This is a genomic window from Variovorax sp. GrIS 2.14, assembly GCF_046115955.1.
In the GTDB taxonomy this organism is placed as follows: domain Bacteria; phylum Pseudomonadota; class Gammaproteobacteria; order Burkholderiales; family Burkholderiaceae_C; genus Variovorax.
This window is the reverse complement of sequence record NZ_JBJXIA010000001.1, coordinates 635,161-656,238: the sequence shown is the minus strand read 5'-3', so window position 1 is coordinate 656,238 and position 21,078 is coordinate 635,161. Positions and strand designations below refer to the sequence as shown.

The following is a 21,078-nucleotide window of genomic DNA, read 5'->3' as shown; positions in this document are numbered from 1 at the left end:
AGCTCAGTGATTCTATTGCTGTATTTTTATCTTCAATGCGAGAACTTTAGTCCCAATAAATTTTTGTATCGACGTCGAAAATACAAAAGAGTTTTGCGACTTGCAATGTTGTACGGGAGAACTGAATTTGGATAATTCTTGAGGAAGTCCCGACACGGTTTTTTCCTTCGACTGCAGATGACCGCATGTTTGACGCAGCCGTTGGAGCCGTCTCGCACCTCACCAAACGTGTAGATCGGAACCACCCATGCCCAGACTGATTCAACTCAACGGTTCAAGTGCCAGAAAGCAGTTGGTGCCGCAAACGCCGATGACGAAGATCGGACGCGCCGAAACCATCGATGTCACTCTGGACAACGAACGGGCAAGCCGGTTCCGCGCCGCCGCCTTCACCCACGGCGAGGCAGTCGCGATTACAGACCTGAACAAGTCGCACACGTCGGACAAGTCGCACGCGTCGGACAGATCCGAAACGCGGTTCACCTGAATCATGGACACCGCTGAAACACCAGGCCCGGAAGGTATCGTCGAATTCCGGCGGCGAGAGACGCTCATCAAGGCCGGCGCGCTGCAAGACGCCATCTTCAACAGCGCCAACTTTTCAAGCATTGCAACCGACGCCCGCGGCGTCATCCAGATTTTCAACGTCGGTGCAGAGCGCATGCTCGGCTACACCGCCGCCGAGACAGTCGACACCATCACGCCGGCCGACATCTCCGACCCGCAGGAAGTGATCGCGCGGGCTGCAGCGTTGAGCCTCGAACTCGGCACCCAGATCACGCCGGGCTTCGAGGCGCTGGTGTTCAAGGCATCGCGCGGCATCGAAGACATCTACGAGCTGACCTACATCCGCAAGGACGGCAGCCGCTTCCCGGCGATCGTGTCTGTCACAGCACTGCGCGATGCGCACGACACCATCATCGGCTATCTGCTCATCGGGACTGACAACACGGCGCGGATGCAAGTGGAAGCCGCCAAGGCACAGCTCGATCAACGCTTGCGCGATCAGCAGTTCTACATGCGATCCCTGATCGAATCGAACACCGACGCGCTGGTCATGACCGATCCGGCAGGGATCATTACCGACCTGAATCAGCAGATGGTGGAGTTGACTGGGCGCAGCCGCGAAGAACTGATCGGCACACCATGCCGCAACTCCTTTACCGACCCCGACAGCGCCGAACGGGGCGTCGCATGGGTGCTGAGAGACAACACGATCAGCGACTTCGAGTTGACGGTGCGCTCGAGTACCGGGGTCGAAACAGTGGTGTCCTTCAACGCAGCGACGTTCCGGAATCGCGAGGGTGAAGTGAAGGGAATTATTTCTTCGGCACGCGACGTCGACGCACGGCGGCGGGTAGAGCGCGCGCTCGAAGAAACCAATCTCCAGCTGGAACATGCGAGCCGCATGAAGTCGGAGTTTCTGGCGACCATGTCACACGAGCTGCGCACGCCGCTCAACGCCATCATCGGTTTTTCCGAAGCGCTGAAAGACGGCCTGATGGGTTCCATGAGCGATACGCAAACGGGGTACATCGGCGACATTTTTACCAGCGGGCTGCACCTGCTCTCGCTCATCAACGACATCCTTGACCTGTCCAAGGTCGAGGCCGGGATGATGAGCCTGGAGATGGAAACGGTGGACCTCGCGCGCCTCCTCAAGGACAGCCTGTCGATCGTCAAGGACAAGGCGGCAGCACAGCACATCAGGCTCGACCTGGAAACCGGTGAAGGCATCGGACTGTCGCGGCTCGACATGCGAAAGACCAAGCAGATCGTCTACAACCTGTTGTCGAATGCGGTCAAGTTCAGTGGAGACGGGGGCCGTGTGGTGCTGAGCGTGCAGCGCGTGCCGCGTGCCAGCGTCGGCACCCTGCCCGGTACATGGCCGGTGCAAAGCTTCCCTCTGGCCGACAGCGAGCACGACGATTTTCTCGAGATACGGGTGAGCGACGCGGGCATCGGGATCTCGCGGGAGAACATGGCGCGGCTGTTTCAGGCTTTCAGCCAGATCGACAGCAGTCTGGCGCGCAAGTTCGCCGGCACGGGTCTGGGTTTGGCGATGGTCAAGCAACTGGCCGAATTGCACGCGGGCACTGTCGCGGTGTCGAGCGCCGAGGGCCAAGGTGCCTGCTTCGCGGTGTGGCTACCGCTGCTCGCCACGCCGCCGCTGGCCCATGTGATGGCGACCACCAATGGCAACGCACACCCGGCGGCGGCCATTCGCAGGGAACGCATGGCGCTGGTGGTCGAAGACAACGACAAAGCGGCCGACCTGGTGCGCCTGTTGCTGGAGGCCGAAGGCTTCACCGTGCTGCATGCCGCAAGCGCCGAAGCCGCGCTCGTCATGGCGCCGATGCAGACACTCAGCCTGGTCACACTCGACCTTGAGCTGCCGGGCATGGATGGCTGGGAGTTCCTTTTGAAGATGCGCGAAAGTGCCGACCTTGCGCACCTGCCGGTGGTCATCATCGCCGGAGTAGCCGACAGCAACGTGGCGCTGAGCCGCGGCGCGGTCGCCGCCATGCAAAAACCGATCAGCCGGGCCGACCTGAAGGCAACGCTGGCCAGCCTCGGGCTGCAGCCCGGCGCGAGCCTTACACGCACCGTGCTCGTCGTCGACGACGACCCGAAGGCGGTCGATGTCATCGCCGCCTTTTTACCGACGCCGGCGTATGCCGTGCTTCGCGCCTATGGCGGCGAGGACGCCATCGCGCTTGCGCAACGCGTGAAGCCAGACATCATCCTGCTCGACCTCACCATGCCGGAAACCAGCGGCATCGACGTCGTGGAGGCGCTGTATCGCAACCCCGATACCGCCGACATCCCGATCGTGGTGGTGACCGCCAGCCCCATTTCTGTCGAACATCGTGCGGCGCTCGACAGCTATCCGGGAAAGGCCTTGCGTGTCATAGAGAAGCACGAATTCGGCCACGACCGCTTCGTCGACGAAGTGCGCCGCGCGCTACCGCAAGATTGAACAGCATGGCCTGCATCCTGATCATCGAAGACAACCCGGCGAACATGAAGTTGACCTGCCTGCTGCTGGGCAACGCCGGCCACACGATGCTGTGCGCCGTCGATGCCGAAGTGGGTTTGATGATGGCGCGCGATGCGCAGCCCGACCTGATCCTCATGGACATCCAGTTGCCCGGCATGGACGGCCTGGCCGCCACGGCGCTGCTCAAACGCGCGCCGGCGACTGCGGCGATTCCGGTCATCGCATTGACCGCCATGGCCATGAAGGACGACCAGGCGAAGGCGGAAGCCGCCGGCTGCGATGCGTACATCGCCAAGCCCTTGCGTTACCAGGAATTGCATGCGGCCATCAACAAGTTATTGGCATGAGATGCATATGAATACATCCGACGCCACCGTGCTGATCGTCGACGACCGCGTGGCCAACCGCCGGTTGCTCGAAGCGCTGCTCGCGCCCGAGGGTTACGCCACTCTCAGTGCAGCCGATGGACCCGAGGCTCTGGCGCTGGCCGCGCGACATACGCCCGACGTGGTGTTGCTCGATGTGCGAATGCCGGGCATGAACGGTCACGCGGTCGCGCGGGCGCTGAAGGCATTGGACGAGACCCGACACATCCCGATCATCCTGATCGGTGCAGAGGTCGACGCCGCCGAGCGTCAGGCAGGCCTCGACGCGGGCGCCGACGACTTTCTGACGAAGCCGATCGCGCGCGCCGAGTTGTGGTCTCGCGTTCGGGCCAGCCTGGCGCGCTGACTGTCCAGCCTGGCCCAGCGCGTGCTGCCGTCCTCAGGCCGGCACAGCGTCGATGTCGGCGCGATCCCAGTGCCGGTGCTTGGCCATTGCCGCAATGAAATCGCGCGCCACCTGCTGTGCTGCGGTGAGGTCGCCCATGTTGGTCGCCGGGGTCGCGGCAATCACTACACCGGACGGAACCGCGGCGCCGCCGCTCTTGGCATCCCCCTTGCCCGCATCGAGACCCAGCGTCGACAGCAGTGCCACGCCCTCGCCCACCGCGCAGATCGCCTTGCAATGCTTGAACGCTTCAAGCACGAAGTGCACTGCATCGCCACTGCGCGACAAAGCCTGGGCGCTGTCCTTGCCCGCCGGCACGAGCACCGCGTCGAACATGATCGACGGCATGTTGGTGAATGTTGCGTCGATGTCGATCTGACGTTTGCTGCTGCTGGTCACGGTGCCGAGCCTCAAACCGATGACCTTGCACTGCGCGCCCGCTGCTTCGATGGCTTCGCGGATCGGCTTCAATGAGGCCGAGTCGACGCCATCGGCCACCAGGATCGCCACCTTGCGCGTCTTGATAGAGCCGTCGCCGCTGCCAACCATGCTGAGTGCCGGCGATTCCGAAATGGGCAGCCTGATCTGGTGGTCGCGAAAGCCCGCACGCCCAGCCGCAGCCTTGGCATCCGGGACGCCGATGCCCAGAGGCTCCGCCACGCGACGCGCCAGTTTTTCATCGACATGCGCCAGGTTGTCTACCATTCGCTGACGAATAGCGGGCAGTTCGAGCTTCGACAACTCGAAACGGAAGGCTGCGACGATGTGGTCTTTCTCGGCCGTGCTCTGGCTGTTGAAGAACAGGCGAGCTTGCGTGAAGTGATCGTCGAATGACGGGCTTCGACGCCGAATCTTGGGCGGCTCCAACTCGTCGGGGAAGGAGTGAAATCCCTTGTCGCTGCCGTCGACCCTGAATTCCGATCCGTTGCCGAGCGTGTTCGGCTCGTAAGCAACCTGACCGCGTGCGATGGTCTGGCGGTGCATGCCGTCGCGCTGAAAGTTGTGGAACGGGCATACGCCCCTGTTGATCGGCAGCTCGTGAAAGTTAGCGCCTCCTAGCCGCGAGATCTGCGTGTCGGTGTACGAGAACAACCGGCCTTGCAACAACGGATCGTTCGAGAAATCGATACCAGGCACCACATGACCGGGGTGAAACGCGACCTGCTCGGTCTCGGCGAAGAAATTGTCCGGGTTGCGGTTGAGCACCATCTTGCCGATGCGCTGGACCGGAATCATCTCTTCCGGGATGAGCTTGGTCGGGTCGAGCAAGTCGAAGCCGAGCGAATGCTCCTTGTTTTGCGGAATGAGCTGCACGCCCAGCTCCCATTCCGGAAAGTCGCCCTTGTCGATCGCTTCCCACAGGTCGCGGCGATGAAAGTCGGCGTCCTTGCCGGCGATCTTTTGCGCTTCGTCCCAGGCGAGGCCATGAATGCCGAGCTTCGGCTTCCAGTGGAACTTGACGAAGTGGCTCTCGCCGCGGCTGTTGATAAAGCGAAACGTATGAACGCCGAAGCCTTCCATCATGCGCAGGCTGCGCGGAATGGCGCGATCGCTCATGGCCCACATCAGCATGTGGGTGGACTCCGGCATCAACGAAGCAAAGTCCCAAAAAGTATCGTGCGCGCTGGCCGCCTGCGGCATCGCGTGGTGCGGCTCGGGCTTCACTGCGTGGATCAAGTCGGGAAACTTCATCGCGTCCTGAATGAAGAACACCGGGATGTTGTTCCCGACCAGGTCGTAGTTGCCCTGCTGCGTGTAGAACTTGACCGCAAATCCGCGCACGTCGCGCACCGTATCGGCCGAGCCGCGCTCGCCCGCCACGGTCGAAAAACGCACGAAAACGGGCGTCTTGACCGATGGGTCTTGGAGAAAGTCGGCACTGGTGAACTGCGACATCGACTTGTAGACCTGAAAGTAGCCATGTGCCGCGGAACCCCTGGCGTGGACGGCGCGTTCCGGAATGCGCTCGTGGTCGAAGTGGGTGATCTTTTCTCGAAGGATGAAGTCTTCGAGCAGCGTAGGCCCGCGCAAACCCGCTTTCAACGAGTTGTGGTTGTCAGGGATTTGCAGGCCTTGATTTGTCGTCAGCTCCGGCGCGCTGTCGGTCGTGTAGCCGGCCAGTTGTTCTTGCTTGGCGCTGGCACCGGCATTGGCGGCAGCTTTGGCTGAAGGCTTGGGCCGACGGCCTGCGGCTCCCTTGTTCTGGGGCGTCATTGAAATCCTTCGGGGACCGAAATCCAGGTGCATGTGGCACCGGGAAACAAATTAGAAAAAGCTAGCCGGCTTCGGCATCCAGGAACATGTCGAGCGCATCGACCAACGCCAGCAAAGCGACCAACGCAGAGACGATCGCAACGCCCCAAACCAGCGCGTCATCGACCGATGCGCTACTCAACACACCCCACAACGACGACAGCCCCATGATCAGCTCCTGTTGATGGCATGAAATTTACGTTTCACACGCTCCGTTACCCGTAGTGAGCACGCGTGCGCCGGTGTGGGAGTTGCGAGGGAAGCAAGGTAGGACCGTGCCGACCATTCCGCGCTGGCACCTACGCGCGAACCGGCCACGGCCCACGCGGGGTGACTTTGGTGCCCGATAGGATGCTCACAACCTGCAGATGGACTGCAGGCATCAAAACTGCTTTGCTTCCAGCTCCTGTCCTCAGAGAAACGCCAACATGCTCATCAAAATCGGTTTCGACATCGAACTCGGCGTTGCCGCTCCCACGGCGTTGATCTACATGCTGCAGGTGCATCCGTCACGTGCCGCCGACATCCCGGCCGGCGAGAACATCACCATCAGCCCGCCCCTGGTGACCGACCATTACCAGGACGTTTTCGAAAACCATTGCGCCCGCGTCCATGTTCCGTTTGGGGTCAGCAGCGTGCGTTTGCGCAACGAAGCGGTGGTGTTCGACAGCGGCTGGGCCGACCCGGTCGACTATGGCGCCATCGCGCATGCGCCGTCCGACCTTCCGGTATCGACGCTGCCCTTCGTGCTGCCGAGCCGCTATTGCGAGGTCGACAGCGAGCTGCTTCAGTTCGCCTGGGCCAACTTCGGCAACGTTGCGCCGGGCTGGCACCGTGTGCAGGCGATTTGCGATTTCGTGCACCGCCATCTGCGCTTCGACTACCAACGCGCCCGCGCCACGCGCACCGCGCTCGAAGGCTTTCGCGAGGGCGTCGGCGTCTGCCGAGACTTCACGCACCTGGCGATCACGCTGTGCCGCTGCATGAACATTCCGGCGCGCTACGTGACCGGCTACCTCGGCGACATCGGCATTCCGGCAGTGCCGTATCCGATGGACTTCAGCGCCTGGTTCGAGGTGTACCTGGGCAACCGCTGGCACACCTTCGATGCGCGGCACAACACGCCGCGCATCGGGCGCATCGTGATCGCGCGCGGTCGCGATGCGGCGGACGTGCCGATCAGCATGGTGTTCGGGGCGAACACGCTTCAGCGGTTCGAAGTGACGACGGACGAGATCGTCCAGTAGCCCCCGAGCGATTTCAGGCGCCGCTCGGGCGCCTCTTGAAAGGCTCAGGCGGCGCGGCGCCGAGATGTCTTTGCCGCTGCCGGCGCGGCCTTTTTTGCAGCCGGCTTGGTAACCGGCTTTTTGGTCGCTGCCTCGGCCCCGCCGGACAAGGGCGCATCCTGAGCTGCCCTGGCGCCGCCCTTGCGCAGGCTGCGCTGCAGCAATTCGGTCAGGTCGATGATCTTGGCGCTGCTTCCCGCATCCGCTGCCTCCATCGGCTGCAGCTTTTCGACCGCTTCGGTCTGTCCGGCTTCGACCTTGCGATCGACCAGCTTCATGATCGCGTCCTTGAACGAGTTCTTGAAAGCGTCCGGGTCCCAGTCGGAACTCATGTCTTCAACCAGCGCTTTCGCCATCTTGAGTTCGCTGTCCGAAAGGCCCGCCTGCTTCGCGCCTTCGGCGGGCAGCGGCAGGTCTTTCCAGGAGCGGATGTCGGTGCCCCAGCGCAGCAGGTTCAGCACCAGCCCGGCGCCCGACGGCACCAGCGCTGCCAGATGTTCCTTGGTCTGGATGACGACGCGCGCCACCCCGATGCGGCCGCTGCGTTGCAGGGTTTCGCGCAACAGCGCATAGACCTTGGCGCCGCGGTTGATGGGAGCCACGTAATACGGCCGCTCCAGGTAGACGAACGGAATGCCGGCGGCCGGGACGAAGGTCTCGATCTCGATGGTCTGCGTGGTCTTGGGGTAGGCGGCCGAAATCTCGGCATCGCTCAATACGACGTACTGGCCGTCTTCGTATTCGATGCCCTTGACGATCTGCTCACGGTCGATTTCCTTGCCGGTTTTCTTGTTGATCCGCTTGTAGCCAACCGGGTCCATCGTGCGCTTGTCGAGCCAGTCGAAGTCGATGCCGCTGTCGGTGGTTGCGGAGTACAGCGCGACCGGGATGTGAACGAGGCCGAAGCTGATGGCGCCTTTCCACAGAACACGCGGGGCAGGTTTCGAATCGGGCATTTGAGAATCCTCCATCCCTTGACAGTAGGCGCACCGCAGCATCACACCTGTAGGAACGAAGCTAAAGCAGCCGATCGCTCTCGACCGCGAAGTAGAACCACTCGGTACCCGGCAGCGCCTCGGCATTCGGGAACACGACGAAGCCATCGCGCTCGGCGTACAGAATGGCGCCGTCTTCGCGCACGCCGATCGGCTCGCCCTGCGCCACCGCGTCGAAGGTCGCCCATTCGCGAACGAACTGGTCTTCTTCGTGAGTGCGGTCGGTCACGCTGACCAGGCGAAGCAGGGCCGGCCGGTACGGCTGCGTCGGCGCGCCTTCAGCGTGTTCGATCATCCCCAGCGCTCGCAACGCCGACACGATCGCGCGGTACGCGACATCGGGTGCAGCCGGATCGCGGTGCTGTCCGCATTCGAGCGTGACGCCGTAGCCGCCCTGGCTGCGCATGTACTCGTTGGTGCCCCAGCCGAACGCCAGCGCGGCATCGTCGACCGGCGCGCCACCCGGCAAACTTGCGCGGTGCGCCAGGCCGGCGGCGTAGATGTCGAGCCAGCCTTCGACCACGCGCGAGGTCCCGATGTGCAATGCCAGTTGCCCCTCTTCGAACGCCCGCGAAAACGGCTCCAGCCCGCCGTGGTTGTCGCGCGGACCGATCATCGCGAACGCATCGCCCGCGCTCTGAAACGAATGCAGGTCGAGCAGCACGTCGTGCCGGTCGAGCAAAGGGCAAAGCAGGTTGGTGATGAGCGCTTCGTAGTCGGCCGGTGCGGTGCTCGGCTGGAACAACCGGTTGAGATTGCGCTCGCCTTCGCGCCGCTGCCGCTGTCGCGCCAGGGGATTGGCCACCGGCACCATGGTGAGCGTGCCGCGCAGCAAGGTGAACGTGCCGCCATCGAGTTCGGCCAGCACCCGTTCGATGCCGACGGTGCCGCAGGTTTCGTCGCCGTGCACGCCGCCGAGCACGATCAGCCGGGGGCCGGGGGCGGTCGATTCGAAGCTGTGGATTCGCAGCGGCACAACAGCATGGAGCGATGTCATCGAACGATCCTACAGCGACCGGCAGGACGGTCCTACCGGGGACAGGCGAACATCATGCGATAAAGAGACGCTTACAGGAGCAGCGTCATGGCAAGCAAAAAACCGTCCCAGCCCGCAATCGATTCGGTACAGCCCGGGCCGGTGGACGACGCCGAAAGCGGCAAGACCAAGGTCCAGCAGGATGGCGATTCGGCGCCCAAATTGCCACACGAACGCGACCAATCCTCAGACAGCCAGGAAACTGCGGATGGCGAGCCGACACGCGTCGGCAAGCAAGGTCACGCAGACCTGGAACGAGGCTTGGTCGACACCGGCACCAGCCCAGTCACCGACAAGGTCTACAACGAAAAGGTCAGCAAGCGCTGATCCCGCGCAGGGGGATCAGTCGCGGGCCGGGGCGGCGCCGGCAAGTTCGGTACGCATCGCAGAGATAACGGCCGCATAGTCGGGCTGGGTGAAGATGGCACTGCCCGCCACGAACGTATCGGCCCCGGCGCTCGCCACGCGGGCGATGTTGTCAACCTTGATGCCGCCGTCGACTTCGAGCCGGATGTCGCGCCCGCTCTGCTCGATGCGCTTGCGGGCGTCCTCGATTTTTCGCAGCGTGGTGTCGATGAAGGTCTGCCCGCCGAAGCCCGGGTTGACGCTCATGATCAGGATCAGGTCGATGTCGTCGATGACCCAATCCAGCACCTCCAGCCCGCGCGCCGGATTGAACACCAACCCCGCTTTGCAGCCGGCCGCCTTGATCGCCTGAATGCTGCGGTGTGTGTGCGGCGACGCGTCGGGATGAAAGCTGATGAAGTCCGCGCCAGCCTCGGCGAACGATGCTGCCAGCGCGTCGACCGGCTCGACCATCAGATGGACGTCGATCGGTACCGCAATGCCGGCGGCGGTTTTGGCGTGCGGCTTGAGCGCGTGGCAAATCATCGGGCCGAAGGTCAGGTTCGGCACGTAATGGTTGTCCATGACGTCGAAGTGAATCCAGTCGGCACCGCCGGCGATGACCTGCGCCACTTCGGCGCCAAGGCGCGAAAAATCGGCGGACAGGATGGAGGGTGAGATGCGGAATTGGCGGGCGGTGGTGCTCATTCTCCAATTGTCGCAAAGCAGGCTGCGGGTACCATCGCCGCATGTCCGACAGCACGATGACCGTCAAGGTCGAGCCCCGTTTTCTGCCCGAGCAATCGTCGGCGGAAGACCACGTCTATACCTTCGCCTATACGGTAACGGTGACCAACACCGGGGAGGTGCCGGCCCAGCTCATCGCCCGCCACTGGCTCATCAACGACGCTTCGGGTCACGCGCAGGAGGTCAAGGGACTCGGTGTCATCGGCCAGCAGCCGCTGCTCGCAGCCGGCGAGTCGTTCCGCTACACCAGTGGTTGCCGGTTGCAGGCGCCCAGCGGCACCATGCACGGCAGCTTCTTCGTGGTGAACGAAGCCGGCGACCGCTTCGACGTACCCATCCCGATGTTCGTGCTCGAAGCCAATTCGGACGGTCGGCCCAGCACCCGCGTGCTGCATTGACGCGTGTAGCGGTGTCGCCGCAACCCCGCCGGATGAAGTTTCTCCGATGATGTCTTTCTTCTCTTCGCTCCCGTCTTTCACGGTCATGACCAACGAGCTCATGGCGTTTTGGGCGGAATGGGCGCGGCCGACCGCCGGCCTGCCGATCGTGCTGTGGTCCTTGCTGCTGGCGGTGGCAGCAGCCGCCGGGCACCTGGTGCAGCGTTACATGGGCATGCCCAAGGTGGTCGGCTATTCGATCGTCGGCACCATCGTCGGCTTTGCCGGTTTCGAAGGTGCGCTCTGGCCACTGCAGGGCATCAGCATGTACCTGCTGGAGCTCGGCGTGGCGATCGTGCTGTTCGAGGCGGGCGGTCGCCTGCCGCTGCGCTGGTTTCGCTATAACCCGATGGTGCTGCTGCAAAGCATCCTCGAAGCCTCGCTGACGTACTTCGGCGTGTTCTGGGCGCTGCACTGGCTTGGCATTCCGGACCCGGTCGCCAACCCGATCGCGCTGATGGCGATCGTCGCCTCGCCCGCAGTGCTGAGCCGCGTGCTGATGGACACCCGCGCTTCCGGCCCGGTGACCGATCGGGCGATGACACTGGCGACGCTCAACACGTTCTATGCGCTGGCGCTGGGCTATGCGCAGGCCGGCCTGATCGAGCGAGCGCCGCAGGGGCTGGTGCAAAAGCTCTACCCGGTGGGCGTGGTGCTGGGCCTGTCGTTCGTGGTCGGTGCGGTCATGGCGCTGGCCTTGCGATCGGCCCTGCGCTTCATGAGCCCGACCAGCGAGAACACCTCGATCCTGCTGCTGGCCATCATCGCGGCCGGTGCGGCCCTCACGGCGCACGTCGGTGGCTCGGCACCGCTGGCCGCGCTCATCGGCGGCGTGCTGTTGAAGCAACTCAATCCCAAGCCGTGGGCCTGGCCGCGCCAGCTCGGCACCGCAGCGTCGCTATTGACGATGCTCATGTTCGTGCTGGTGTCGATCGTCGCCGCCCAGGCGGACTGGAGCCTGCCGGTCGCGAGCGTGGTGCTCACCGTCATCAGCGTGCGCTTTGCAGCCAAGATCGCCGGCGTCGCCATTGCCAACCCGGGCAGCGGCGCGAGCTGGAAGCAGGCGCTTTGGGTCGGCTGCGCAATGTCGCCGCTGTCGTCGATCGCGCTGTTGATCGCGTCGGGCTTCGTCACTGCATCGCCGTTGCTGGGCGCGATGATCACGCAGGTCGCGCTGCCCGCCATCCTGCTGATGGAAGTGCTGGGCGCGGTGCTTGCGACCATCGCCATCCACAGCGCCGGCGAAAGCTCGCTGCCCTGGACGCCCGAGGCGTTCATGACGGCAGAGGAGACGCAACGATGAGCAGCAATTTGAACCGCGGTCCGTTGCCCGCGCTGCCGGACGCATCCAAGTCGCCAGCCGGCCGCGTGGTGAAGCTCGAGCCCTTCAACAAGTCGGAGGCGCTGTCGCTCGGCGTCGAGCTGGAACTGCAGCTCGTCAACACGCACGACTACGACCTCGCGCCGTACGCCGAAGACATGCTGCGGCTGATGGCGCAAACGCCGTTGCCGGGCAGCGTGGTCCCCGAGATGACGTCGAGCATGATCGAAATCTCGACCGACATCTGCCACTCGGCACAGGACGTGCTCACGCAGCTGTCGCCCATTCGCGATGCGCTGGTGCGCAACGCCGACAAACTCAACATCGCGGTGGTCGGCGGCGGCACGCATGCGTTTCAGCAGTGGCACGAGCGCCGCATCTACGACAAGCCGCGCTTTCGCGAGCTGTCGGAGCTGTACGGTTACCTGAGCAAGCAGTTCACGATCTTCGGCCAGCACGTGCACATCGGCTGCCCCGATGCCGACGCGGCGCTGCTCATGCTGCATCGCATGTCGCGCTACATCCCGCACTTCATCGCGCTGTCGGCCTCGTCGCCTTTCGTCCAGGGGCAAGATACGCAGTTCGATTCGGCGCGGCTCAACTCGGTGTTCGCCTTCCCGTTGTCGGGCCGCGCGCCTTTCACGTTGAGCTGGAAGGAGTTCGAGAACTACTTCGAGCGCATGACCCGCACCGGTGTCGTGCGCAGCATGAAAGACTTCTACTGGGACATCCGGCCCAAACCCGAGTTCGGCACGATCGAGATTCGCGTGTTCGACACGCCGCTGACCATCGAGCGTGCCGCGGCGCTGGCCGGCTACGTGCAATCGCTTGCCGCCTGGTTCCTGCAGGAGCAGCCTTTCGAGCCGACCGAAGACGATTACCTGGTCTACACCTACAACCGGTTCCAGGCCTGCCGCTTCGGCCTCGACGCGGTGTATGTCGACCCGGCAAGCGGCGAGCACATGCCGCTGCGCGACCACATCCTGATGACGATGACGCAACTCGAATGGCACAGCGAAGCGCTCAACGCGACGCAGGCGCTGGGCCAGCTGCGCACCAGCGTCGAGGCCAACCGCAACGACGCCCGCTGGCTTCGCGAAAAGCAGGGCAAGGAGCGCCTGCTGGCCGAGGTCGTGCGCCAAGCGTCGCTGCGCTTTCGCGCGGGCACCTGAACAGGCCGGCGATGGGGGAATTCGACCTGATCGAGCGCTACTTCGCGCGGCCTGCCAAGCGATCCCCGCTGGGCAATGGTGACGACTGTGCGCTGCTGGCGCCGGCGCCAGGCATGCAGCTGGCCGTGTCGTCCGACATGCTGGTCGAGGGGCGACACTTTCTGTCGACCGTGGCGCCGGAGCGGCTCGGCCACAAGGCGCTGGCCGTGAACCTGAGCGACCTCGCGGCCTGCGGTGCGGCACCGCTCGCCTTCACGCTCGCGCTGTCTTTGCCGGCCGTCGACGAATCATGGCTCGCCGGCTTCTCGCGAGGACTGTTCGCGCTGGCCGATGAACATGATTGCGAGCTGGTCGGCGGCGACACGACGCGCGGGCCGCTCAACATCTGCATCACCGTGTTCGGCGAAGTGCCGGCCGGCAAGGCGCTGTTGCGCTCGGGCGCGAAGCCGGGCGACGACATTTGGGTGAGCGGGACGCTGGGCGATGCGCGTCTGGCGCTGGAGGCGTTTCGCGGCACGCTGGCGCTGAGTGCGGAAGTGTTCGAGCAGGCACGTCGCCGTATGGAGCAGCCGACGCCGCGCGTAGCACTGGGCATCGCACTGCGCGGCATCGCGAGTTCTGCGGTCGATGTGAGCGATGGATTGATCGGCGATCTCGGGCACATCCTGGCGTCGAGCCGCGTCGGTGCGACGCTGGATGCAGACGCCGCTGCCGCCCTCGTCGCAGCCAACAAGCACGCGCCGGGCTCGGCCGATCTCTTCACCAGGGAGGTTCTCAGGACGTGCGCGCTTTCGGGCGGCGACGACTACGAGCTTGTGTTTACCGCGCTCGTGGCGGCGCGCGATACGGTCTTGCAGGCGGGCATCACGTCCGCCACTGCGGTGACGCGCATTGGGCACATCGAAGCCGCGCCGGGCCTGCGCATCGTCGACGCCCGCGGCGTACCGCTTGCGCAGCATTTCACTTCGTTCGATCACTTCGCCTGACAACCGACACCTGACCAAAGCAGCAGGCCGATGTACCCGAAGAACCGCCTCGAAGCACTGACCGACGGCATCTTCGCCGTGGCGATGACTTTGCTCGTCCTCGACCTGCGCATTCCCGACGAGATCGGTCGCCCGACCGACGAGGCATCGCTCGTCCACGCGCTGTGGGCGCTGACGCCGAAGCTGATCCCGTATCTGCTGAGCTTCTACCTGCTCGGCGTCAGCTGGCTCTCGCTCATCAAGGTGCGGTCGCGCAGCGAGTTTGTCGGCGCGGGCTACGCCCGGTGGTGCCTGCTGTACCTGCTGTTCGTGACGCTGCTGCCGTTCTCCACGGTGGTGATGGGGCGCTTCACAGCCTATGCCGCGGCGACCGCCCTGTATGCAGCCAACATCGGCCTGGTGGCGGCGACAGGGTTCCTGTTGATGTCGGTATTGCCGGACCCGGTGCGCGACGCGCATTGGCTGGACCGGCGCGTGTCGCTGGTCGTGCTTTTCGCCTCGTGCATCCTGACGATCGTGTTGAGCTTCATCACCCCCGGCAACGCGCTGTGGGCACTGGCGCTCAACTTGGCAGCCGGGCCGACCGCACGCGTCTATGCGCTCTTCGCGCGGGCCGCCTGATCGCCTCTCCGGCCCTGCCTCGGTCCGCCACACGCTGCAGCCGATACCATGGAGGGGCGCGCCCAAGCGAGAGCATCACGCTCCGCAGCGCCCCCTTCATGACCGAGTCGCTGCCCCCTGTAGAACCTTCAGACCTTCCGCCAAACGGCGCGACCCGCGCCGAGGCAGCCCGCGCGCCGCTGCCCGGCCGCCCGACAGTGCGCTTCATGCTGTCGAACCCCGCGCACTGCATCGCACTCGGCTTTGGCTCCGGCCTGCCGCGCATCGCGCCCGGCACGGTCGGCACTCTGTGGGCCTGGGTCGCTTTCCTCGTGATGCAGCGCTGGTTCGTGCCGTCGACCATCGGCTGGATCATTCTGGTGTCGCTGCCGGTCGGCTGGTGGGCCTGCACCGTGACCGCACGCAACATGCGCATCGCCGACCCCGGCGCCATCGTGTGGGACGAGGTGATCGCCTTCTGGATCATCCTGTGGATGATCGCGCCGGCGGGCTTGCTCGGCCAGGCCATCGCCTTCGGCCTGTTCCGCTTCTTCGATGCGGCCAAGCCCGGACCGGTCGCGTGGGCCGACGGTTTGTTCAAGCAGCGCGATGCTGCGGAGCCGTCATGGTGGGCGGCAGGGTTCGGCATCATCCTCGACGATTTGGTGGCCGCGTTCTGCACGCTGCTGGTCATCGCCGCATGGAAGGCGTGGTGAGCGCATGACGATCGATCCACTGGTCCATCAGACCGCCGACCTGCTCCAGCAAAAGCACTGGATGCTGGCCACCGCAGAGAGTTGCACCGGCGGCATGATCGCCGCTGCCTGCACCGACCTCGCCGGTTCGAGCGCGTGGTTCGAGCGCGGCTTCGTCACTTATTCGAACGAGGCCAAAACCGACTTGCTAGGTGTCGACGCATCGCTCATCGCGACGCAGGGCGCGGTCAGCCAGGCAGTGGTCGAGGCGATGGCGTCAGGCGCCGTGGCGCGATCGAAAGCGCAGGTCTCCGTCGCTGTCACCGGTGTCGCCGGACCGGGTGGCGGCACGCCCGACAAGCCGGTCGGCACCGTGTGGTTCGGCTGGTCGGTCGGCGGGCAGATTCGCAGCGAGCGCCGGCAATTCGATGGCGACCGCGCCGAGGTGCGCGCGGCCACCGTGCGACATGCTTTGCAGACGCTGGTGCTCATGTTGCAGCTGCCGACCTAGCGCCTCGTCTGTCCAACGCCGCAATCGACCCATTCACCACAACGACATCGCAGTGGGAGCCCATGAAGACGACCAATGAACAAACCATCCGCCGCTTCTACAACGCCTTCGCCAAGCTCGACGCCGCCACCATGAGCGCGTGCTACGCGCCCGACGTGACCTTCGAAGACGAGGTGTTCACGCTGCGTGGTCGGAAAGAAGTCGGCGGCATGTGGACCATGCTGTGCGCCGGCACCCAAGCCAAAGGCGCCGACGTATGGAAGCTGACGTATCGCGACGTCGCGGCCGACGACACCAGCGGAAAAGCCCACTGGGACGCGCACTACCGATTCAGCGCGACTGGCCGCATCGTCGACAACGCCATCGACGCACGCATGACCTTCACGCCCGAAGGCCTGATCGCCACGCACCACGACAGCTTCCCCTTCTGGACCTGGGCGCGGCAGGCGCTCGGCACGCCGGGCCTGCTGCTCGGCTGGTCGCCGTCGCTGCGCAACAAGGTCAGGAAGACCGCAGCCACCAACCTCGCTGCCTTCATGGCACGCCAGTCTTGAGACCAATTCGAGACGTTTGGAAAGCCCCGCACTCATGACCGCACCGACCACCGACATCGCCCTCACCGATGACACCGCCAAGCACCGCTACGAAGCCCACATCGGCAACGAGCTGGCCGGCTACGCCGAATACAACCTGCTCACCGACGCCATCATGTTCACGCACACCGAAGTGCTGTCGACCTTCGAAGGCAAAGGCGTCGGTTCGACCCTGGCCAAACACGTGCTCGACGACGCGCGTGCACGCAAGCTGCATGTGATCCCGGTGTGCCAGTTCATCGCGGGGTATATCCGGAAGCACCGGGACTATGTGGATCTGGTGCGGGAGGATATTCAGCGGGCGTTCAAGATTTAGTTGCGGCCGATTCAGTTGATGCAGGCATTCGTCAACTGCATGTTCCGGAACCGACTGCCTGTGAAGTCCACCTGTTTGCCGATCAGGCCCTCGGCCGTGATGTCGCTGCCTGCGCAAGAGAGAACTTCGAGACCACTCCAGCGACCGTGGTCGAAGTTCAACTGATTCCAGGTGCAGTCTGTCAGGCTGCAGTTATTGAATCTGCAATGGGCGAGTTGACTGTCCGAGAAAGTGCAGCCGATGAAGGTGCAGCCGCTGACAGAGATGCGCCGCAAGTCGCAATGACTGAAGGTGCAATTAGAAAACTGGCACCCAGTCCAGGATGCGTTCACGAAAGTGGTGGACAAGAAGCTGCTGCCGCTGAAAGTGCTGGCCGAGAAGGTAACGAGGTTGAGGTCCAAGCCGGTGTAGGCGTTGGCGTCGCTTTCACCCACCACGCCCGCTGCGGCGCCCCCGGTGCCTTTGCGCCATTGGTCGTGCTTGAAGATTAAAGGCTGGGCTGACATCGAGGAATGAGTCGTTGTGGGTTTGGCAGGGCAATCCAAATGGGCGCTCTGCAGTCGATCAAATGACGTACGGTCGCGCGTTCATGCTCTTGCGGTATTCGGCGCTTGGTGGAAACAACACGAAGACCAACGCACCGCGCGGATCGCGCAGGTTGATAGCCAGCGCTGGTTCGCCGCTTTCCCAGACGGCGATGCTCGCCAGCCCGATGGCCGCATTCATGCTTGCCGCTCCCAATTCACCGCCCAGACATTGCTCCAGCCGGAAACCTGCGCCCGAATTCATCAACCCGCTTTGCGGCGCCAACTTGGCGACGCAGCGTGCGAGCAGCGCGATGTCATCACCGTCCGATGCCGCGCTGTAGAACAAGCGTTTGGGCGGTTGCTTTCGCAAAGGACCGTCCAGTGACGCCTTCAGCGCACCCTCCAGGGCTTCGGCCTTTTGGTCCGCCGACATGCCATCACCGAATCGAGCGAACTCAGGCTTCAGCAGCAGTGCCAGTGTCGGCATAAGCGCGTACTGCTCATATTGTGGCCGGCTCCAGAGGGCCGGCACGTTAGGGGTCGGCGTGAAGGCACCCAGCGACGTGCGAAAGGTGACCCGTCCGTCGTGGGCCTGGGTGCGCAAGCCCCCAAAACCGTGCCGGCCGCGACCGACCACGCCGTTGGGAAAATGGCTGTCTTCGCTGGCATCGACAACGTGAAGCGACCACTCACGCAACCATTCGGCCGCGTCCGGGCGCGTCAACAGCAAGCCCGAGAAGGTGTCTCGCAATTGCCCGGCACGCTTGGGCCGCGCAAGGATGTCCTCCAAAGATTCGCCGCCCTGGCCTTTCGGGTTCTCCCATCCGCCCAGGTCCGAGCGCGCGGCGTAGCCGTCCTCGGCCCACACCAGCAGACTGTTCAAATCTCCCTGCGCGTCGAAGGCGTTGAAAGCCGACCGCCAGAGGTCGATGCCAGCGGCTTCAAAACGCGGCGACCCCTTGAACCGCAGGTCGTGGAACGCCATGCCTGCCGGGCCGTCATGCAACTGCCACGGAAGCCCACTCTGACTCTCATCGCTCTGATAAGTGCGTGTCCACTGCGATAGTGCCGCCGCATCCATTTGTTTTGAGGGTGGCAGCGCGACGGTCGTCGGAATGGGATAGCCCTCCACGAAGCGGCCACGCTCACCGTTCTTCGGTCGATGAGTCAGCGCGGCGCGCAATGCGGCGCTGCGAAACAGTCGCGCCTGGGTGAGACATTCGTCCAGGGTCCGTGGCGGGTCGGGCGCTTCTTCGTCGGGCGATGCCAGTCGTCCTACGCGGTCCCACAATGGTCCAGCGGGCACGTGGTCTACGCGCAGCCCCACCCCGGAAACGTGCAGGAACTTGGCCGGAGAGGCTGCGGCGGGATGGTAACGATTGCGCGTTGCCATCAGCGAACTTCCACCGGGTTAGACGCCGACTGCGGCGCGGATTCAGGCGCACGATCCTTCACGATGCCCGCCGGCATGCTTTTGTCGGAATCGGGCAGCTTGCCCGTGTCGTAGTACGGATCGCTTTTCTTCCAGTCCGCCAAGTCGAGCAGGTAATTCCAATATTTCTCGTCGTGCCATGCATAGCCGAGGCCGACTGTCACGTCGTAGCTCAGGACGTCGGCCACAGGAGAGGTGTCCTGCCCTTGATTTTTGAAGCGCAGGATGGCCGCATGGTTGGTAGGCGATATTGGTATGTGGCCGACCTTGTGGGTGCGGCGCTTTTCAACGTCCGCCCATTTTTCGTAGCTCAAGTGGGTGGGCATACCTTTCTCGTCGTGCTGCATGACAGTCTGCCGCTCCTGGTATCTCACGTCGTCCGCAAAATCCTCCTGTTGCTCTTCGGACGCTTGCACCGGCGTGCCATCCGGCGCCTTGCCCGCCTGGCCGTCGTACATCACGTAGCCTTCGTCGAACTCTTGCGGCAACTCCAACGGGCTGGGGACCTCCGGCGCATTCACGAGCACGCTCTCCACATGACCGCTCCAACTGGGGCTGAGATCACCCAGCGCGGCGGCGAGACCAAATATCTTCTCCGACGGAATCTTCCACGCCCGGTTGGCCGCGCCACCGTCCAGGTAATGCCACTCTTCCCGATCCTGCGCGGACGCACCGTTGATACCCGCCGGCACGTGCACGATCTGCTTGTAGAAATAAGGCAGCGGCTCGCCCGTCGGTTTTGACCCAACAGCTGGGTTGTGTTCAGGATTGGTTCCACGCGCGAACAGTCGCTGCTGCACGTTGCTGCCGATCTGCGCTATGTACTGCGGTGGAATCCCACGCCAGCCCATGCCGGACACGGCCGAAACCCCGATCACGCGGTCGCCCGGATTGAAGTTCACCATCAGCTTGCCGCGAGTCTCGCGGCGCTCGAACTTGGGATCGCTCCACCAAGGCTTGCCGTCCTGGCCGCGAGGGCCTTTCGGGTCTTCCACTTTGCCGCCGATCTCGGCCTGCCATAGTGGCGCATTGGCCGGTTTGTTCACGTAGACCACATCGTCGTACGCATTGCACGGGCGGTGCTCCACCGTGCACTCGGCCTTGGCGGCGGGTGGAGCGGGATAGTCCTTGATGGCTTTGGACAGGATGCCAGCGGCGTTGGCGAAGGTCTGAATACGCCCGGCCTCCGGCTGCACACTGTGACGGCCGTCGGACGCGCTGCCGTAGTCGGTGATCTGGGTGTCGAACCGATAGGGCGAGCTGTTAAGGATCACCGTATCAGGCGCGCGCACCTCATCGAGAAAGAACAGCGAGCACAGCGCGACGATCGTGCCCTGGCTGTGCGAGACGATGTTGATGGGCTCGTTGGGCAGGTTCTTGCGGATATCCTTGACCAGATTGGCAAGGCGCCGTGCAGCATGCGCGTAGTACAGGCGTGGCGGGCAATCGCACAGGATGCGCCCAAGAAAGGGATTGACCGCATTCACGTCGATGACGCCGTTCAGGATGTCCTTGCGAAACCCTGTGGGCAGCCAGAAGGAGCTGAGTGCGGCACCGCCGTTTTGGAAAGGGCCGCCGCCCCAGGCACCGTCGGTACGCAGTGGGTTTCCATAGCCGTCGGTCGAGGCCGGAGTTTCTCCAGTCTGGTCGGTGCCTTTGACCATCTTCTGCTCGGATTTTTCGACCTTGTAGCCCCACCAGAAAGGAATGATGGAGGAGTTGATGCGCTGACCATCCTTAACTTTGAGATAGCGATGCGCGGTGGCTTTGTTCTTGTCGCCTACATTGTCTGAAGCCAACTGTTCCAGGTCGTCTCGGCCTAATCTTTGGTTCAACCCCTTTGCAAACTGCCCGGATGCATCGAAATACCACTCGCCATCGGAATTGACCCCATGCACAAAAATGGTGATTCCAGGCATTAAGTGCGGCACACCCACCGTATGGGTACGGTCAGTCTGCTTGTCGTCAATGCCAGTGACTTTTCCCTGAACCCACTGGTATTTTCCGGGGTCCGGTATCACGGAGTCTTTGATGTTGCTCCAGTCGTTACTCAT

Annotated in this window: 23 protein-coding genes; 15 read left to right on the top strand and 8 right to left on the bottom strand. The window is 63.6% G+C overall.

Annotation, left to right across the window (positions count from 1 at the left end; translation table 11 throughout):
* Window positions 1–310: 310 nt before the first annotated feature.
* The 4 genes from RCH10_RS03120 to RCH10_RS03105 are packed head-to-tail and all read left to right on the top strand — an operon-like array spanning window position 311 to window position 3,733.
* A complete protein-coding gene (locus tag RCH10_RS03120) occupies window positions 311–487 on the top strand; it encodes a hypothetical protein (protein ID WP_409051226.1) in 177 nt (58 codons plus the stop codon).
* 3 nt (window positions 488–490) lie between these two features.
* Window positions 491–2,980 (top strand): response regulator, encoded by a 2,490-nt coding sequence (locus tag RCH10_RS03115; RefSeq protein ID WP_409051225.1) that lies wholly within the window; start codon window positions 491–493, stop codon window positions 2,978–2,980.
* Between the two features lie 5 nt (window positions 2,981–2,985).
* On the top strand, window positions 2,986–3,348 hold the full coding sequence (locus tag RCH10_RS03110) for a response regulator (protein ID WP_409051224.1): 363 nt from the start codon (window positions 2,986–2,988) through the stop codon (window positions 3,346–3,348).
* Window positions 3,349–3,355: 7 nt separating this feature from the next.
* A complete protein-coding gene (locus RCH10_RS03105) occupies window positions 3,356–3,733 on the top strand; it encodes a response regulator (RefSeq protein WP_409051223.1) in 378 nt (125 codons plus the stop codon).
* 33 nt (window positions 3,734–3,766) lie between these two features.
* Here the strand turns inward: RCH10_RS03105 and RCH10_RS03100 are convergent, their stop codons facing one another.
* Complete coding sequence (locus RCH10_RS03100) at window positions 3,767–5,986, bottom strand: catalase (RefSeq protein WP_409051222.1); 2,220 nt, start codon at window positions 5,984–5,986, stop codon at window positions 3,767–3,769.
* Between the two features lie 61 nt (window positions 5,987–6,047).
* On the bottom strand, window positions 6,048–6,194 hold the full coding sequence (locus tag RCH10_RS03095; protein ID WP_409051221.1) for a hypothetical protein: 147 nt from the start codon (window positions 6,192–6,194) through the stop codon (window positions 6,048–6,050).
* A gap of 259 nt (window positions 6,195–6,453) precedes the next feature.
* Between RCH10_RS03095 and RCH10_RS03090 the strand changes: the two genes are divergently transcribed.
* On the top strand, window positions 6,454–7,272 hold the full coding sequence (locus RCH10_RS03090; protein ID WP_323499236.1) for a transglutaminase family protein: 819 nt from the start codon (window positions 6,454–6,456) through the stop codon (window positions 7,270–7,272).
* A 44-nt stretch (window positions 7,273–7,316) separates the two neighbouring features.
* Here RCH10_RS03090 and RCH10_RS03085 read toward each other — a convergent pair whose 3' ends face one another.
* The gene (locus tag RCH10_RS03085) at window positions 7,317–8,267 is read right to left on the bottom strand and encodes a Ku protein (RefSeq protein ID WP_409051220.1); all 951 of its coding nucleotides are present in this window, start codon (window positions 8,265–8,267) and stop codon (window positions 7,317–7,319) included.
* Between the two features lie 61 nt (window positions 8,268–8,328).
* Window positions 8,329–9,303 carry a succinylglutamate desuccinylase/aspartoacylase family protein gene (locus tag RCH10_RS03080; RefSeq protein WP_409051219.1) on the bottom strand — a complete coding sequence of 325 codons (975 nt, stop codon included), beginning with the start codon at window positions 9,301–9,303 and terminating at the stop codon, window positions 8,329–8,331.
* Window positions 9,304–9,390: 87 nt separating this feature from the next.
* Here RCH10_RS03080 and RCH10_RS03075 point away from each other — a divergent pair, with 87 nt between their 5' ends.
* Window positions 9,391–9,669, top strand: coding sequence for a hypothetical protein (locus RCH10_RS03075; protein WP_409051218.1), 279 nt, complete (start codon window positions 9,391–9,393; stop codon window positions 9,667–9,669).
* Between the two features lie 15 nt (window positions 9,670–9,684).
* Here the strand turns inward: RCH10_RS03075 and rpe are convergent, their stop codons facing one another.
* Window positions 9,685–10,395: a ribulose-phosphate 3-epimerase gene (gene rpe / locus RCH10_RS03070; RefSeq protein ID WP_409051217.1), complete on the bottom strand. Its 711-nt coding sequence runs from the start codon at window positions 10,393–10,395 to the stop codon at window positions 9,685–9,687.
* 41 nt (window positions 10,396–10,436) lie between these two features.
* Here rpe and apaG point away from each other — a divergent pair, with 41 nt between their 5' ends.
* The 9 genes from apaG (at window position 10,437) to RCH10_RS03025 (ending at window position 17,065) form a co-directional block, all read left to right on the top strand.
* Complete coding sequence (apaG, locus tag RCH10_RS03065; protein WP_323499241.1) at window positions 10,437–10,832, top strand: Co2+/Mg2+ efflux protein ApaG; 396 nt, start codon at window positions 10,437–10,439, stop codon at window positions 10,830–10,832.
* Window positions 10,833–10,917: 85 nt separating this feature from the next.
* Window positions 10,918–12,174, top strand: coding sequence for a cation:proton antiporter (locus tag RCH10_RS03060; RefSeq protein WP_409051216.1), 1,257 nt, complete (start codon window positions 10,918–10,920; stop codon window positions 12,172–12,174).
* 68 nt (window positions 12,175–12,242) lie between these two features.
* Window positions 12,243–13,364, top strand: a complete 1,122-nt coding sequence (locus RCH10_RS03055; protein WP_323499253.1) for a YbdK family carboxylate-amine ligase — start codon at window positions 12,243–12,245, stop codon at window positions 13,362–13,364.
* 11 nt (window positions 13,365–13,375) lie between these two features.
* A complete protein-coding gene (gene thiL, locus RCH10_RS03050; RefSeq protein WP_409051215.1) occupies window positions 13,376–14,350 on the top strand; it encodes a thiamine-phosphate kinase in 975 nt (324 codons plus the stop codon).
* A 30-nt stretch (window positions 14,351–14,380) separates the two neighbouring features.
* Complete coding sequence (locus tag RCH10_RS03045) at window positions 14,381–14,971, top strand: TMEM175 family protein (RefSeq protein ID WP_409051214.1); 591 nt, start codon at window positions 14,381–14,383, stop codon at window positions 14,969–14,971.
* A gap of 206 nt (window positions 14,972–15,177) precedes the next feature.
* Window positions 15,178–15,666 carry a phosphatidylglycerophosphatase A gene (locus tag RCH10_RS03040; protein WP_409051329.1) on the top strand — a complete coding sequence of 163 codons (489 nt, stop codon included), beginning with the start codon at window positions 15,178–15,180 and terminating at the stop codon, window positions 15,664–15,666.
* 4 nt (window positions 15,667–15,670) lie between these two features.
* On the top strand, window positions 15,671–16,156 hold the full coding sequence (locus RCH10_RS03035; RefSeq protein ID WP_409051213.1) for a CinA family protein: 486 nt from the start codon (window positions 15,671–15,673) through the stop codon (window positions 16,154–16,156).
* 62 nt (window positions 16,157–16,218) lie between these two features.
* On the top strand, window positions 16,219–16,710 hold the full coding sequence (locus RCH10_RS03030; RefSeq protein ID WP_409051212.1) for a nuclear transport factor 2 family protein: 492 nt from the start codon (window positions 16,219–16,221) through the stop codon (window positions 16,708–16,710).
* A gap of 34 nt (window positions 16,711–16,744) precedes the next feature.
* Complete coding sequence (locus RCH10_RS03025) at window positions 16,745–17,065, top strand: GNAT family N-acetyltransferase (protein WP_323499247.1); 321 nt, start codon at window positions 16,745–16,747, stop codon at window positions 17,063–17,065.
* Between the two features lie 11 nt (window positions 17,066–17,076).
* Here the strand turns inward: RCH10_RS03025 and RCH10_RS03020 are convergent, their stop codons facing one another.
* From RCH10_RS03020 to RCH10_RS03010, 3 genes are read right to left on the bottom strand one after another with little or no spacing between them, the layout of a single operon-like run.
* Window positions 17,077–17,571 (bottom strand): pentapeptide repeat-containing protein, encoded by a 495-nt coding sequence (locus tag RCH10_RS03020; RefSeq protein WP_409051211.1) that lies wholly within the window; start codon window positions 17,569–17,571, stop codon window positions 17,077–17,079.
* A 58-nt stretch (window positions 17,572–17,629) separates the two neighbouring features.
* Window positions 17,630–18,985 carry a hypothetical protein gene (locus RCH10_RS03015; protein ID WP_409051210.1) on the bottom strand — a complete coding sequence of 452 codons (1,356 nt, stop codon included), beginning with the start codon at window positions 18,983–18,985 and terminating at the stop codon, window positions 17,630–17,632.
* Entirely contained in the window at window positions 18,985–21,078 is a 2,094-nt protein-coding gene (locus tag RCH10_RS03010; RefSeq protein ID WP_409051209.1) for a hypothetical protein, read from the bottom strand. Before RCH10_RS03010 ends, RCH10_RS03015 begins: the two co-directional genes overlap by 1 nt.